Below are 14,903 nucleotides of genomic sequence, written 5' to 3' on the forward strand. Positions count from 1 at the left end.
AGTAATATACTGATGAAAAAATTCGAGAAACTAACATCGGCAATTGTGCCTTTAAACATAGAAAATATTGATACTGACCAGATCATTCCGGCCAGGTTCCTGAAAGCGACAACCCGTGAAGGTTTCGGTGAGAACCTGTTCCGCGACTGGCGTTACAATGGGGACCATACTTTAAAACCAGATTTCGTATTGAATGATGCTACTTATAGCGGGCAGATTTTAGTTGCAGGAAAGAACTTTGGTTGCGGCAGTAGCCGTGAACACGCAGCATGGGCAATTCAGGATGCAGGTTTTGACGTAGTGATCAGCAGCTTTTTTGCAGACATCTTCAAAGGAAACGCTTTAAACAATGGTCTGTTACCCATCCAGGTCAGTGAAGACTTCTTATCCGCAATTTATACTGCGGTAGGTAAAAATCACAAAGCACAGCTCGATGTCGATCTGGAAAAGCAGACTGTCACGATCGTGGATAGCAGAGAGCAAGCTGATTTTGAGATCAATGCCTATAAAAAATCATGTCTGATTAACGGCTATGATGACATCGACTTTATCTTAAACCAAAAACATTTGATCGCAGCATTCGAACAAGCAAAATAATGGCGCAACCCATCGTACATATCACAAATCTGAATCTGAAGTATCACCAAAAAACGGTACTTCAGGATTTGAGCTGGACAATAGACCGCCATGAAAACTGGTTGTTACGTGGGATTAGCGGCAGCGGAAAAACATCAATGGCGAAGGCAATTGCTGGTCTGATCAAATTTCAGGGCGATATTGAAATTAATTTTGATGCAAAAAGCAACTTAGCTCCCGTAGTACATTATGTAGCCAACTGGTATCAATTTAAAGACCTGGAAGGACAATCTAATTTCTATTATCAGCAGCGTTATAATAAACAAGCAACCGAAACTACTGCAACTGTGCGCGCAGAACTGGAAAACTATGGCAAAAAACATCAGCTTCAATTCAGCGAAGCAGAGAAACTTTTAACCGCTTTAGGCTTTTCAGATTTAATAAACGCTACACTGATCCAGTTATCAAGTGGTGAACATAAAAAATTACAACTGGTCTGCGCTTTATGGCTTAAACCACAACTATTAATTATAGATCAGCCCTATAACGGATTGGATAAACTTTCCCGTCGTCATTTGAACGTGCTGTTTGAAGAGATTACCGCAACAGGAACACAATTGATTTTAATCAGTAATGATAAAGAATTACCTCCTTGCGTTCATCGTTTTGCTGCATTAAGCGGAGGTCAGTTAATTGAAATCTCAGCCAATGAACATATGCAGGAATTTGACGAAGAGGAAGAAAGCAAACCAATTCCTGATTTTTTAAAAGAAGCTCCAGTTTCCTCTGCTGACAGCGTGGTCAAAATGATCGGTGTGAATATCAGTTACGGTGAAAAACAAGTCTTAAAGAATATCAACTGGGAAGTTAAAGCAGGAGAAAAATGGTTGCTGCAAGGCCCTAACGGCTCTGGCAAATCAACCTTATTGAGCTTAATCACTGGTGATCATCCCCAGGCTTATGCAAACAATCTTTACCTGTTTGGTCATAAAAGAGGCAGTGGCGAAAGTATCTGGGATATTAAAAAACGTATCGGTCTGATCTCACCAGAATTACACTGGTACTTTGATCCTCTGGCAACTGTCAAACAAAGTATCATTTCTGGATTCTTTGATAGTTCAGGCTTATTTCGTGAAGCGGATTATACTAAAAAAACACAGGCAGCAGAATTAATTGATTACTTCGGCCTTACCGAATACCAGGATACCCTGCTCAACCAGCTTCCTTTAGGGAAACAAAGGCTGGCCTTTTTAGCCCGTACCCTTATCAAGAACCCTGAACTGCTTATCCTGGATGAACCATGTCAGGGCTTAGACCAGCAACAAACACAATATTTTAACAAGCTCGTAGATGAATTGTGTAAAAATGGAACCACCTTAATTTATGTTGGCCACTTTGAAACACAACTGCCTGCTTGTATAGAGAACAGAATTTTATTGGAAAACGGCGAAGTAAAATCCGTCGGAAAAATATTAGAACCCATATTAAAATGAAGAAAAACATATTAGTTATACCAGGGGATGGCATTGGACCAGAAGTAACCCAATGGGGGAAAGCCGTATTAGAACAAATCGCAATCAGCTTTGATCATGAGTTTACTTTTGACGAAGCCTTAATGGGACATGCAGCTATTGAAGCTACTGGTAATCCATTACCTGATGAAACCTTAGAAAAAGCAAGAAAAAGTGATGCGATCCTGTTTGGAGCAGTGGGCCATGCAAAATATGACAATGATCCTTCTTTAAAAGTACGTCCGGAACAAGGGCTGCTTAAAATCCGTAAAGAACTCGGACTTTATGCCAACCTGCGCCCTATTCTATTATTTGATGAATTGTTAAACGCATCAAGTATCAAAGCACATATTCTGCGCGGTACAGACATCCTGTTTTTCAGAGAGCTTACAGGCGATGTTTACTTCGGTGAGAAGACAAGATCAGAAGATAAAAACACCGCATCAGATTTGATGATCTATCACAAATATGAAGTAGAACGAATTGCCCATAAAGCTTACGAAGCAGCTATGCAGCGTGGCAGAAAGCTATGTTCTGTAGACAAAGCAAACGTGCTTGAAAGTTCAAGATTATGGAGAGAAACCGTTCAGGAAATCGCTAAACAATACCCGGAAGTGGAAACACAACATTTATTTGTTGACAACGCGGCGATGCAATTGATTAAAGATCCTAAGCAATTTGATGTGGTCTTAACAGCAAACCTGTTCGGTGATATTTTAACTGACGAAGCCTCACAAATTGCAGGCTCCATGGGTATGCTTGCTTCTGCCTCAATTGGAGACGGAACTGGCTTTTTTGAACCAATTCACGGCTCTGCACACGATATTACAGGTAAAGATCTGGCTAACCCGTTAGCCTCTATCCTATCCGTTGCCCTGATGCTGGAAATCAGCTTTGGCTTAAAAGAAGAAGCACAACTCATCATTTCTACTATTGACAGGGTATTAAAAGACGGTTACAGAACCAGTGACATCGCAGATGACGCTACCAGCCCGTACAAAGTATTAGGTACTCAGGATATGGGTAAACTCGTCTTAAAATTCATTACACAACAAACTTACACTAACTAAACCATGACTATGCTACACGATCCTAATAGAGTTTACGTATTTGACACGACCCTTCGTGATGGAGAACAAGTTCCAGGCTGCCAGCTTTCTACCCCAGAAAAAATAGAAATTGCACTGGCACTGGAGGCGCTCGGCGTAGACGTAATTGAAGCTGGTTTCCCAATATCCAGTCCTGGTGATTTCCAAAGTGTAGTTGAGTTATCCAAAGCAGTAAGAGAGCCAATTATTTGTGCATTGACCAGGGCAAACAGGAAGGATATTGATTCAGCCGTAGCTGCTTTACAATATGCTAAACGCCCAAGGATACATACTGGAATAGGTTCTTCCGATATGCACATCAAATATAAATTCAACAGTACACGCGAAGAAATTCTGCAGCGTGCTGTAGAAGCTGTGAAGTACGCCAAACAATTTGTAGAAGACATCGAGTTTTTTGCAGAGGATGCCGGCCGCGCAGACAATGCGTTTCTGGCCCAGATGATTGAGGCTGTAATTGCAGCAGGAGCCACTGTAGTCAATATTCCTGACACCAATGGCTATTGCCTTCCGGAACAATACGGTTCAAAAATCCTTTACCTGAAACAAAATGTTCAGAATATAGACCAGGCCATTATCTCTGTGCATTGCCACAATGACTTAGGTTTGGCGACAGCCAATACTTTGGCCGGTGTGATCAATGGTGCACGTCAGGTAGAGTGTACCATTAATGGTATCGGTGAGCGTGCAGGTAATACTGCATTGGAAGAAGTGGCTATGGTTTTAAAAACACACCATGCCCTGAACCTTAAAACCAATATCAATACCAAACACTTCAGCGAGATCAGTGCTAAAGTGAGCCGTATGATGAGAATGCCGGTACAGCCGAACAAGGCCATCATCGGACAAAATGCCTTTGCACACAGCTCAGGTATCCATCAGGACGGTTTCCTTAAACACAGAGAGAATTACGAAATCATCAACCCTGAGGACGTGGGGATCGATGCAGCAGGAATTATCCTGACCGCGAGAAGTGGTCGTCATGCCTTGAAACATCACCTGGAAAGACTAGGTTATGTGATTGAAAAAATCAATCTGGACCAGGTTTATGAGAAATTCCTTTTGCTGGCCGATCAGAAATTGGAGATCTCAGATGATGATTTATTATCATTGATGAGTGATGGAGAAGAACATACTTATAAAAACGGTTATAAACTGAACTCTTTACATGTAGTTTGCGGAGATTCAGCACTACCGGTAGCGGTTGTAAAATTAGAGCACGAAGGCATAGAAAAAGAAGCAAAAGCTGAAGGTAATGGCCCTGTGAATGCAACAATTAAAGCTATAGAAAGCATCATTGGTAAAAATATTCAGCTAAAAGAATTTACCATTCAGGCGATGCACGGCGGTAGCGACGACACCAGTAAAGTGAATATGAGAGTGATTTTCGAAGAACGTTCTTACTTAGGTTATGGCTTCAGCACTGATATTGTTAAGGCATCAGCCGATGCTTACCTGGACGCATTAAATAAATTCTTATAACATGGAGTTGGAAAAGGAAGTAGAACTGGATTTTGAAGCTGCGGCCGCACGTATTGCTGATACCGTTAAGCGTACTCAATTAGAATATAACGAAGGACTATCCCTAAAATACAATGCAAAAATCTATCTGAAAAGAGAAGATCTGCAGGTGGTGCGTTCCTATAAATTGCGTGGTGCTTATAATATGATCAGCACGCTTGATCCGACGCAGACCAGCCGTGGTGTAGTTTGTGCAAGTGCAGGAAACCATGCTCAGGGTGTTGCCTACTCTTGTAAAAAGCTAGGCATCAAGGGTGTCATTTTTATGCCGGAGATTACCCCCAGACAGAAAATCAAACAAACTGAAATGTTTGGTGGAGACAACATCAAAATTATACTTGTCGGTGATACTTTTGATGACTGTATGAAGGAAGCACTCGTTTATACTACGGAACATCAGATGGTCTTCGTTCCTCCTTTTGATAACATTAAAGTGATAGAAGGTCAGGGAACTGTGGGTGTTGAAATTTATCAGGATCTTCCGGAAACAGAGGTTATCGTGATGCCAATTGGCGGCGGCGGTCTGGCTTCTGGTGTAGGCAGCTACTTCAAAAACATCAATCCGCAGATTAAGCTGATTGGTGTAGAACCTGAAGGTGCACCTTCCATGAATCAGGCTTTAAAGAACGGCAGTCCGGTTACACTTGATTATATTGATCGTTTTGTAGACGGTGCAGCTGTAAAACGTGTGGGTAACCTCAATTTTAAGTATTGCAGTGATTTACTGGATCAGATGTTATTAATTCCTGAAGGAAAAATCTGTACCACTATCTTAAAATTATACAACGAAGATGCGATTGTCGTGGAACCAGCAGGAGCGCTTGCTGTAGCTGCACTAGATCAGCTAAAGGATACAATTGCAGGTAAAACAGTAGTTTGTATTGTGAGCGGCGGTAACAACGATATTGAGAGAATGCAGGAAATTAAAGAGAAGTCTTTACTTTTCGAAGGACTGAAGCATTATTTCATTGTTCGTTTTCCACAAAGACCGGGTGCATTGAAGTCCTTCGTAAATAATGTATTAGGGCCTCACGATGACATTACCCGTTTTGAATTTATCAAAAAGACAAACCGCGAGAATGGCCCTGCACTGGTCGGTATTGAATTACAGGAAAGCTCCGATTATACTTCTTTGAAAGAGAGAATGGCAGAATTTAAGTTTGAAGTTATTGATCTGAATGATGATCAGACTTTATTTGAATACCTGGTATAACAGATTTAACAACTGGTATAATAATCTTCCGCTTCAACAAAAAAGACCTTAGCTGACCGAATAGCTAAGGTCTTTTTTGATTCCATTGGTATCAATTTTTTATACCTGATATTATCTTTCAGCTGTTACAATTCACCTGTTATACTTCACCTGTTATCTTTTATATATTATCTTTCAACTTATTTATATATTAACTCTCAACTTGCGCTTAGATATTCTCTTTTAAGCGGCATCCCATTCCAGAGGCAAGTGCATACAAATAAGCCGCAACAGCTTTTACCTTACTGCCCTCCTTCTTAAAATTCCACACATCATTCATAAATAAAGGAAAGTTTTTACTATTCAACTGATCAAAGGCCACTGATATTGTAGGCGACAAGGAATGCGCCGTATGCCAGATCCCAAAAGGGATATACAGTGTTTCGCCAGCACTTACTTTAAAACTAATTGGCGTAGCATGTTTAAACTCCGGATGTTTCTCTAAATCAGGATTAAAAACATTCACTTCAGAGCGCCATTGATTCTTTTCGGTGGCGTATAAAAACTTCTCCTGCCCACGTGGAAAAACTGTAAACATTTTCTCCCCATACAGTTGATTGATCCATGCACTCAAATGATAATAATCTTTATGTACATAAGGAAATTTGCCACCCGGGCCGCCAACAAAAAGCTCGATGATCCCGCCCCAATTTCCACGTTTAAATGAGGATGATTCTAACCAGTTCGGTTTTGCATATCCTAAATTAAGCGGCAGCATTAAATCCAGCATTTCGGGAATTTCCTTACTGATATTAAAAGTAAGCGGATAAGGCGCAAGCTTCTCTTCAGAACTATGCTCAGCAAGATCCATTACCTCTTTCATGCGATAAGGCTTTCCGGTTTCCTTATTGATGACATCACTTTCTTTTTCCGGATAATTCTCGCGAAACCAATCCGGCGTAAACAAACCATTTGCCTTCCAGACCTTGGTTGCATCAGTTAAAATCACAGGGATTCCAGGATTATGATGCTCATCCATAAATTCCTGATAACTAAGGTTTGACTTCCGTTGAATTTCCATAAACAAGAATTATAAAATGATAACAATTATAGTGTAAATATTACCAAGTCTTCAAGAAATATTAAAGGCAGCCCTTAAAGCTGCCTTCTTGTTATAAAAATTTTTATCAATGATAATCATAACTACTTAAAGTTATCAGATAGACTACGGTTATTTAGCTCCGGAAACTACAGCGCATAATTCGGATATAAATATTTGAATCCTACCAGATCACCTGCAGATAAAGCAGTTCTTTGTGATCCAAAAGTGGACCCGTCAAGTTTTGTAATCGTTGGTTCACCATTACTGGAGAAAGCACTGGAAGGATACATCATGATCGATCCAAAATCAAAGGCACCAGTTTGTCCGCCAGTATAACCACGGTCTGCCCAGGTATCGAAATTATGCTCATAACCGGCCTCAATATTGTCCTTATTAATAATTACATAATCATCACGGTCAGTTCTGCTTTGCTCATGGAGTAAACCCAGCGCATGTCCAATCTCATGAATCGCATTACCGGTTGAACAACCTGATGCTAAGTTTAGTTTCTGAGCTCCTCCAATCATCCCTAAGGAAGAAGAGCAGCCAGTTCCAACCACAAACCTGATATAATTTGCCTGATTGGTACGCAATGTAAAAGTTAATTTAGTTTTCGCTTTCCAATGCGCAATGGCATCAGTAATTCTGGCCTGATTTGGAACATTAGTATCAATAGCATAATACACAATTCCATTCGTCCATCTTTTATTCAGATAATCGACAAAAGTACTTTCTGTAGCTGGTGCCGAAGGATCAGCCTTCTGCTTCAGAAAGGAAACCTGATCATTACTGAGCAGGATGTCACCACCCAGAACAAACTGATCATTCTTTTTGGTGAGGCTGATTTTATTAGCTCCATTACCAAAAGAAACTACTTGTCCTTTGATCTCAGGAAAAGCCTGTTCAACTGCACAATTGCAATCATTTTGTTTAGTGTCTGCTAATGGAGACTCTTGTCCGCTTTGTTTCTTGCAGGAGGTAGTGAAAGCTGCGAAGGCAAGCGCAACTAATAATGTTTTGTTTTTCATAGGTTAGGTATTTAGGTAAGAAAATTATTACATAGCAATTTAATAAACTTAGTAGCTTTTAATAGCATACAATATCGTTAAATGCAAAATGGTATAAAAAAGATAGTCTATTGTCAGCGAACAATACTTAATTCCGAACGAGCTCACTCCTGAAAATCATGCTTTATTGTATTAAAGAGATCCATTTAACCGGCATGGAACCAAATGCTGATTATTTCGGCAAAAATAATTTTGGTGTCCGGAAATTGCATCTTAAAAGCACGTACCCAATTGATTTGTTTTTACAAATAGCAGAAACCAATTCGGCAAAGGGCTATTTTTGAGTTGTAAATTACTGTTGATCACGATTATAAAGACAGCAACGTGGTTATAATAATAAATATAATCTTATATTTATCCACATAAAGTTATATTTTAACATCTATTCTTTGTAGAAAACGTTAAAACCAGCTAAATTAGTTTACCCATAAAAACTTGGCAGCACATTTGCTAAGTAAACAAGAAACACACAAATATGAAAAAATACCTACTATTACTCTTAACAATAACGGCAATTGGATTGTCATCGTGTAAAAAAGAAGTCATTGCACCTAACAACAATGGTATTCCTAACCTGACCTTATTAAAATATATAAATCCAGGTGATTGGGTCCAGAGTGCAAACAAAGAAACCTATAGCGTAACTATTCCGGTTTCTGAAATTGACAGAGGTACATTTGAGAATGATGAAGTTGCATTAAGCATAGCCAGATCAGACGTTGATTTTTATGATAAAATGCCATTTGTTGATAATGCAGTGAGCTATACCTACAGTTATACTACAGGATCTGTAACATTATACTTGCAAAAAACCAATGATGCAAATGTATTTCCTGACAGACCAACAACTAAAACAAGAGTTAAGATCGTACTGATTACATCGAATTTATAATATTTAAAACTCAAGAAAACGACCAATGTTCGCCTGAACGTGGTCGTTTTTTTTATGCTCTCCCCTGTTCAGCTGTATAGCCCTGATAATTACACCATTTCGCTCCAGCAGCAGCTCTTCATAAAAGCCCTTATAATACACATCCTTCACCTCATACCTTTTACTATTCCAGCCGCCCTTTAGCTCTACCCATTCAGGATAAAACACTACAGCTTCTTTACTTACCTGAAGCCCAAGTTTTACCGCGTCCTGCGGATTCAAAACTACCGCATTCCCCAGCAACTGTGCCGTATAAATATGTTCAGGATGATTATAAACATGAGCAGGTCTGCCCTTTTGGATCAGCATACCATCCTTCATTAATATCAATTCATCCGCCAAAAACAGCCCATCAGCAGGATCATGAGATACAATAATCACCGTAACTCCCGTTTCAGCAGCAATACGTTTAATATCCGCACGCAATTGATTCTTTAACAACGCATCCACCTGGCTAAAAGGCTCATCCAGCAACAGAACACTCGTATCGGTGACCAAAGCCCTCGCAATAGCCACGCGCTGCTGCTCCCCTCCACTCAATTCAGTTATCTTTTTATTCCTCAGATGATCAATATGCAAATGCTCCATCATCTTCACCGTCTTCTCCTGCTTGCCCTTTACATCCGTATTAGAAAGCACCGAAGCAATATTATCATACACCTTCGCATAAATATTCAGTGAGAAATCCTGGGTCACGATCTTCATTTCCTTGTGTCCGGGAATAAGCTGTTCATGTGGCCCCAGCACACGCTTACCATTCAGCAGAACCTCCCCCTCATCAACCTTCAGCAAACCAAAAATGGACTTTAATAAAGTGGACTTCCCACTACCACTCTCTCCGATCACCGCAATGATGTCTCCCCGTTTAATATCGAAAGTGATATTTCTGATTCCTGAAGCCTGTTCAGTTTGATATTGTTTAGTTAGTTGTCTAACGCTGATGATAATTTCGTCCACACCGTAAAGATACGTTTCAGAGAGAAATTACCTAATATAAGCACCGAATTGAACCCCATATGACATAAAAAAAGCCTCAGGACAATAATATCCTGAGGCTGCTCACGCTAACAAATACCGTCTAATGAATCCCGAAGGTAATACCGAAAGCTAAATTCTTAAGTCCCTTTTGCGCCTCAGTATCAAACATATCATTAAAGTAGTACTTCGTAAACAAACCAATTCCTGAATATCCGACTCTCAAAGTACCGCCTAAACGAACCTTTTGAAAATCATAATCCTTCCTGAACTTCTGCTTACCACGCTCCTCACTAATCTGCTTAACCTTTCCATTCAGCAAAAAGCTCACTTCAGGCCCAACAACAAAATAAAATCTCTTTCCCCTTTGATTCTCGTTTGTTCTAAACTCAAAATTCAACGGAATATGCACATAACTACTCGAAAACCTATTTTTACTAAAATCAATCGATTCATCCACATAAGTAAGATCCGGCGTATTCTTTTGAATAGTAATATTCTTTTCCAATCTTATCAAAGTCCAATCAAAACCAGCTGCTGCATAAATCCTGAAATTAGGATTAAAACGATACCCAAAGTACGCCAAATCAAAAGATACCGTGCTCGTCTTGCTCCCCCTGTAATCCAGAAAATCATTTTTAGGAGAAAGCTTAAAACTTCCATTGTCAATTAACCTTGAAAAACCAATATCCAATCTCGTAAAAGTAAGTCCATAACCAAAACGTCCTGTAGGAGCAGAAACATTTTTCACACTATCCTCATTACGTCCAAAAGACACATTTAAATTATATTTCCGGCCCTTTACCGAAGTTTTAGCAGTCTGCACCACTGTTGTATCTACATGATCACCCGATTGCGCAGCAGCCGTTAAACAAGCCGCTCCCACCAATCCTGTCAGCATTAAAGTCTTTAGTAAATTATTATTCATATTATAATTTCAGTTTCAATATCTTATTCAATAACCCCGTCTCTATCTATACTAATAACCGGTTTCTATACATTATTGTTCTTCAAAAAGATCATTCTCCTATGATCCCCACATCAAACTATATCATTATCGTTTCCAGCGGTTAAATTTAAGCATTCCTCAATTTAATACAATCATAGAAAAATAATCAAATTATATCTTGTTGATACCTAATAGATCCACAAACCCACCATAAGTTTCACACCAGAAAAAATAAATATTTAACCAATGTATCTTCTACACCTCGTTTCTCCAACCAATCTTTCCACCTAGTTTCTCCACCCAGTCTTTCCATCCAGTTTCTCCACCCAGTTTCTCCACCTAGTCTTTCCACCCAGTCTTTCCACCCAGTTTTTCTACCTAGTTTCTCCACCTAGTCTTTCCATCCAGTTTCTCCACCCAGTCTTTCCACCCAGTTTCTCCACCCAGTCTTTCCACCCAGTTTCTCCACCTAGTCTTTCCACCCAGTCTTTCCACCCAGTTTCGCCACCCAGTTTCTCCACCCAGTTTCTCCACCCAGTTTCTCCACCCAGTTTCTCCACCTAGTCTTTCCACCCAGTTTTTCTACCTAGTCTTTCCATCCAGTTTCTCCATCCAGTTTCGCTGCCCAGTCTTTCCAACCGGTTTCTCCACCCAGTTTCGCCGCCCAGTCTTTCCACCCAGTTTCTCCACCTAGTCTTTCCACCTAACTTCTCCAACCAACAAACCAAACAAGCAATTCTCGCGGTAAACATCCTGCATGTAAAAAACCCCTTCAGAGAAATAAAAAAACACCATGTAGTATTTCGAGCCTTATTCATCCCTTCAGATGAATTCCAGCCGAAATACTACATGGTGTTTTTTTATTTCCCTCTTACAGTACCCTTTTACTCTCCCCGTTTCTGACGATAATTCTTGTACAACTTAACAGCTGTCATAATCCCCCCAGAAAACACGATCAATCCGATCAACCCATAAACCCAGTCAACCGCACTCTTCAGCACTACCGTAAAAACAATCGCTACCAATAAAACCGTGGCCACCTCATTCCATAACCTTAACTTAAAAGAACTCAGTTTAAAAACCCCGTTCTTCATCTGTTTCATTAACCGCTGACAAATAAAATGGTAAACCAGCAATAACAAAACAAAACCAAGCTTCACATGTAACCACGGCGTGCTTAACAAACCCGGTCTGATACAAATCATACCGATCCCAGCAAGCACAGCGAAAGTCATTGCCGGGTTCGTAATAATATGCCACAACTTGTGCTCTATCTTAATAAACTCCTTCTGAAGAATCTCTTTCTCAACCTCAGGGCGGTCATTCGCTTCCGTATGGTAAATAAACAACCTTACACTATAAAATAACCCCGCCATCCAGCTCACCACAAAGATGATATGGACAGAAAGTACATATGGATAATAAGAATCCATAACCTAACAACTTAAATGACTAATAAACAAACACTTATGGTAATTAATTTTCATTTACTAAAGTTTTAATAAAGTATATACAGTCTCACTTGACCCCTCGCTTAAATAGCCAGGCGGCAAATATAAACAAACAAATAATGAAGATTATTATAAAAATCACCTTATAATCTGCTTTCCTTTCTACGATCGCATCAGATTTTTTAATTAGTTTCTTATCCTCTTCTTTGCTTTCTTTATTTTCAGCTTTGGTGGTTTTAATATTATTTCGGATCTCAGTTTTCCTTTGTTTAGGAACATTTACTTTTTGCGGCTTTAATGTGTATTTAGAATACAAAGTGCTGTCGACCGGATTATAAATCTGCTCCAGATTAATAAACTCGTCGTCAATTGTATTCAGGCCATTTTTAATAGTTTCAAGATTGACCTTTCGTTTTCCTTGGCCATTAACAACAGGTGTTTTAACGGCAGTATCTAAACTCTCTGTAATTGTGATTATAGAATTATCATCGGCTACAAACTGACTAGATATTTTTTCAGAATGACTTGATTCTGTCAACTCGCTTGAGGAAGTTTTGTGTTTAAATACTTTATTAAACACACCGCAGCCATTCAATAGAATGACCGCAGTTAGAATTATAAAAACCTTCTTCATGGTAATTGATCCAATTTATTACTCAATCCCTCTAAGCTCATCGCTAAGCTATCGTAAACTACATTTACCTGTCTAATGTGGTATGCTGGCGTAAAATCGTTGTACGGCCTTTTGCGCTCCATTGGTATTGCAGAAGAAAATAGCAATACTATAGCTGATACTGTGATTAACTTTTTCATTTTACCTTTTCTTTAAGTTAAGTGCCTTTTCAACTTTACCAGCAACCGCCCGCACTATCCCGGTTGTAGATTGTATGTCTCGTTTTGAACTATCATTAGTCAATTTTATCGTGTCAAGCTTGTTTTCCATTGCCTTAAATCTTGGATCTTGACGTTTTTCAACCTCTGCGATTACCCTTTCAAGACCTTTCTCAGTTATTACATTGATTTGCTTGTTTAGCGATTGGTTTTCCTGGAAGAGAAATACGCAAAGCAAGGTCAATAAGACCATGCAGGTAGTTTTTACATCCTTACTAAACCAAGCAAACAATTTATCAGCCCACCCCATTTTTGTGTTTTCGTTCATTTAGGCTTCATTTTTTGAGATTTCGCCAGATTCTGACAATAGTACTTTTCTAATGTTCGCAGGTTGGCCGCTTTTAAACGGGCTACGCCTGGCTCCAAGAAGTCTTGTTTTTAAGATTCGAGTGAACCCGGTATCGTCTGATTGGTTTGCTCCATATACATGAAATGTGGATTGATCCTCTCCTATGTATAAGCCAACGTGTCCTCCGCCTATACGTCCAAACACTAAAACGTCTCCGAGCATTTCTTTCCCTGTAGCAACAGGGATTCCCCATTCAAGCCAGCTCTTAGCGGCAAGCAATTTGTTTTTATCAAAAGGATACCCCGCATTTTTCGCCCATATCCCCATCCCCAAACCGCAGAATGGTACAGAGTCAGCGGTATACCATGATATATTCAACGATTTTGCCCATCCCATGATTACAGGATTACTTTCTTTGCCTGGCACCTCTTTAGTGCCATACCATTTTAAAGCTTCTACTAATAATTTCGGCGCTTCTTCTTTGCTTAACCAACTGTATTTACTTGGTAATCCCATCTTACTCTCCCTCACTTAAAACTGCATAAGCCCATCCTATGCAGAGTGTTTTTTTATTTTTTAACTAATAACTCCATCAATGCCTTGCGTTCGGCATAATTGATATTTACACCTTCAGTAAGGCTATTCAGATGATCCATCCCAAAAACAGCAATATCTTCACTCGTTAATTGGCTGTCTGCTTGCATTATCTCATTGTTGATATTAATAAACTCCGGATGACTCCCGTTAACATTAGCACCTTCGGTAATTCCGTACTTATCAAAAATAGATTTAACAATTACAGACTTATCCGTCGATTCAATGGTTTTCAGTACTCCTTCAATAATTTTCATATCTGCATACGTAGGTGTTTTAAATGCTGGCAACAGTCTTTCTAACATCATTAGAATGCCAAATTGTAATTTTGGTGAATCTTGTATTTCCGTGTTCATATTTATACTGTTGTGTTTTCTAGAATGTACTGATCCTTCATTAATTTTGTAATCGCAGCCCGAATAGTGGTATTACACTTATCAAAATTTGCCAACTTGGCCTGAGCTTTCGTTTTTTCATTACCATCTGGTAATACAAGAATTTGTTTCTCCAACTCGTCGCCAATTATCGACATGGTGGGCATTGTGGTTGTTTGATTTGTGCCGTCTCTTAAAACCGATGTCAATTTAGCTTCAATCCGAAAATTTGTAACATCTAAATTTCCAATTGTAGGGACACCCCCGGGCATTGGGTAAGTACCGTTTATAGCTAAAACAACGTCCGTTGCTGTAAGGATAGCTCCCTGAGCATCTTCCTTTAATATTACTTTGAATTTTTCCATTTTTATATT

18 protein-coding genes are annotated in these 14,903 nt (G+C 39.4%); 6 read left to right on the plus strand and 12 right to left on the minus strand.

Annotation, left to right across the window (positions count from 1 at the left end):
* Positions 1 to 12: 12 nt before the first annotated feature.
* The 5 genes from leuD to ilvA are packed head-to-tail and all read left to right on the plus strand — an operon-like array spanning position 13 to position 5,927.
* The gene (gene leuD / locus LY11_RS15440) at positions 13 to 597 is read left to right on the plus strand and encodes a 3-isopropylmalate dehydratase small subunit (protein WP_111634559.1); all 585 of its coding nucleotides are present in this window, start codon (positions 13 to 15) and stop codon (positions 595 to 597) included.
* Complete coding sequence (locus tag LY11_RS15445; protein WP_211321566.1) at positions 597 to 2,069, plus strand: ATP-binding cassette domain-containing protein; 1,473 nt, start codon at positions 597 to 599, stop codon at positions 2,067 to 2,069. Before leuD ends, LY11_RS15445 begins: the two co-directional genes overlap by 1 nt.
* The gene (leuB, locus tag LY11_RS15450) at positions 2,066 to 3,157 is read left to right on the plus strand and encodes a 3-isopropylmalate dehydrogenase (protein WP_111634561.1); all 1,092 of its coding nucleotides are present in this window, start codon (positions 2,066 to 2,068) and stop codon (positions 3,155 to 3,157) included. Before LY11_RS15445 ends, leuB begins: the two co-directional genes overlap by 4 nt.
* A 9-nt stretch (positions 3,158 to 3,166) precedes the next feature.
* Complete coding sequence (locus LY11_RS15455; RefSeq protein ID WP_111634628.1) at positions 3,167 to 4,675, plus strand: 2-isopropylmalate synthase; 1,509 nt, start codon at positions 3,167 to 3,169, stop codon at positions 4,673 to 4,675.
* Position 4,676: 1 nt separating this feature from the next.
* Positions 4,677 to 5,927: a threonine ammonia-lyase IlvA gene (ilvA, locus tag LY11_RS15460; RefSeq protein WP_111634562.1), complete on the plus strand. Its 1,251-nt coding sequence runs from the start codon at positions 4,677 to 4,679 to the stop codon at positions 5,925 to 5,927.
* Positions 5,928 to 6,135: 208 nt separating this feature from the next.
* Here the strand turns inward: ilvA and LY11_RS15465 are convergent, their stop codons facing one another.
* Both LY11_RS15465 and LY11_RS15470 read right to left on the minus strand, forming a co-directional pair.
* Positions 6,136 to 6,987, minus strand: a complete 852-nt coding sequence (locus LY11_RS15465; RefSeq protein WP_111634563.1) for a cupin-like domain-containing protein — start codon at positions 6,985 to 6,987, stop codon at positions 6,136 to 6,138.
* Positions 6,988 to 7,154: 167 nt separating this feature from the next.
* Positions 7,155 to 8,036 carry a M12 family metallopeptidase gene (locus LY11_RS15470; protein WP_111634564.1) on the minus strand — a complete coding sequence of 294 codons (882 nt, stop codon included), beginning with the start codon at positions 8,034 to 8,036 and terminating at the stop codon, positions 7,155 to 7,157.
* A gap of 514 nt (positions 8,037 to 8,550) precedes the next feature.
* On the opposite strand from LY11_RS15470, the gene LY11_RS15475 reads away from it, so the two are divergent.
* Positions 8,551 to 8,967 carry a hypothetical protein gene (locus tag LY11_RS15475; RefSeq protein WP_111634565.1) on the plus strand — a complete coding sequence of 139 codons (417 nt, stop codon included), beginning with the start codon at positions 8,551 to 8,553 and terminating at the stop codon, positions 8,965 to 8,967.
* 3 nt (positions 8,968 to 8,970) lie between these two features.
* On the opposite strand, the gene LY11_RS15480 is transcribed toward LY11_RS15475, so the two are convergent.
* The 10 genes from LY11_RS15480 to LY11_RS15525 form a co-directional block, all read right to left on the minus strand.
* On the minus strand, positions 8,971 to 9,963 hold the full coding sequence (locus tag LY11_RS15480) for an ABC transporter ATP-binding protein (RefSeq protein WP_111634566.1): 993 nt from the start codon (positions 9,961 to 9,963) through the stop codon (positions 8,971 to 8,973).
* 121 nt (positions 9,964 to 10,084) lie between these two features.
* Positions 10,085 to 10,909 carry an outer membrane beta-barrel protein gene (locus LY11_RS15485; RefSeq protein WP_111634567.1) on the minus strand — a complete coding sequence of 275 codons (825 nt, stop codon included), beginning with the start codon at positions 10,907 to 10,909 and terminating at the stop codon, positions 10,085 to 10,087.
* A 238-nt stretch (positions 10,910 to 11,147) separates the two neighbouring features.
* Positions 11,148 to 11,321, minus strand: coding sequence for a hypothetical protein (locus LY11_RS26710; protein ID WP_170132698.1), 174 nt, complete (start codon positions 11,319 to 11,321; stop codon positions 11,148 to 11,150).
* Entirely contained in the window at positions 11,309 to 11,503 is a 195-nt protein-coding gene (locus LY11_RS15490; RefSeq protein WP_146610856.1) for a hypothetical protein, read from the minus strand. Before LY11_RS15490 ends, LY11_RS26710 begins: the two co-directional genes overlap by 13 nt.
* A 311-nt stretch (positions 11,504 to 11,814) precedes the next feature.
* Positions 11,815 to 12,363 carry a CopD family protein gene (locus tag LY11_RS15495; RefSeq protein ID WP_111634569.1) on the minus strand — a complete coding sequence of 183 codons (549 nt, stop codon included), beginning with the start codon at positions 12,361 to 12,363 and terminating at the stop codon, positions 11,815 to 11,817.
* Positions 12,364 to 12,448: 85 nt separating this feature from the next.
* Positions 12,449 to 13,015: a hypothetical protein gene (locus LY11_RS15500; RefSeq protein WP_111634570.1), complete on the minus strand. Its 567-nt coding sequence runs from the start codon at positions 13,013 to 13,015 to the stop codon at positions 12,449 to 12,451.
* A 180-nt stretch (positions 13,016 to 13,195) separates the two neighbouring features.
* A complete protein-coding gene (locus LY11_RS15510; RefSeq protein ID WP_111634572.1) occupies positions 13,196 to 13,540 on the minus strand; it encodes a hypothetical protein in 345 nt (114 codons plus the stop codon).
* Complete coding sequence (locus LY11_RS15515) at positions 13,541 to 14,077, minus strand: TIGR02594 family protein (RefSeq protein ID WP_111634573.1); 537 nt, start codon at positions 14,075 to 14,077, stop codon at positions 13,541 to 13,543. It abuts the gene before it with no gap.
* A gap of 53 nt (positions 14,078 to 14,130) precedes the next feature.
* Positions 14,131 to 14,511 carry a hypothetical protein gene (locus tag LY11_RS15520; protein ID WP_146610857.1) on the minus strand — a complete coding sequence of 127 codons (381 nt, stop codon included), beginning with the start codon at positions 14,509 to 14,511 and terminating at the stop codon, positions 14,131 to 14,133.
* A gap of 2 nt (positions 14,512 to 14,513) precedes the next feature.
* A complete protein-coding gene (locus tag LY11_RS15525; RefSeq protein ID WP_111634575.1) occupies positions 14,514 to 14,894 on the minus strand; it encodes a hypothetical protein in 381 nt (126 codons plus the stop codon).
* Positions 14,895 to 14,903: the final 9 nt, after the last annotated feature.

The sequence above is a fragment of the Pedobacter cryoconitis genome (assembly GCF_003259615.1).
Lineage (GTDB): Bacteria > Bacteroidota > Bacteroidia > Sphingobacteriales > Sphingobacteriaceae > Pedobacter > Pedobacter cryoconitis.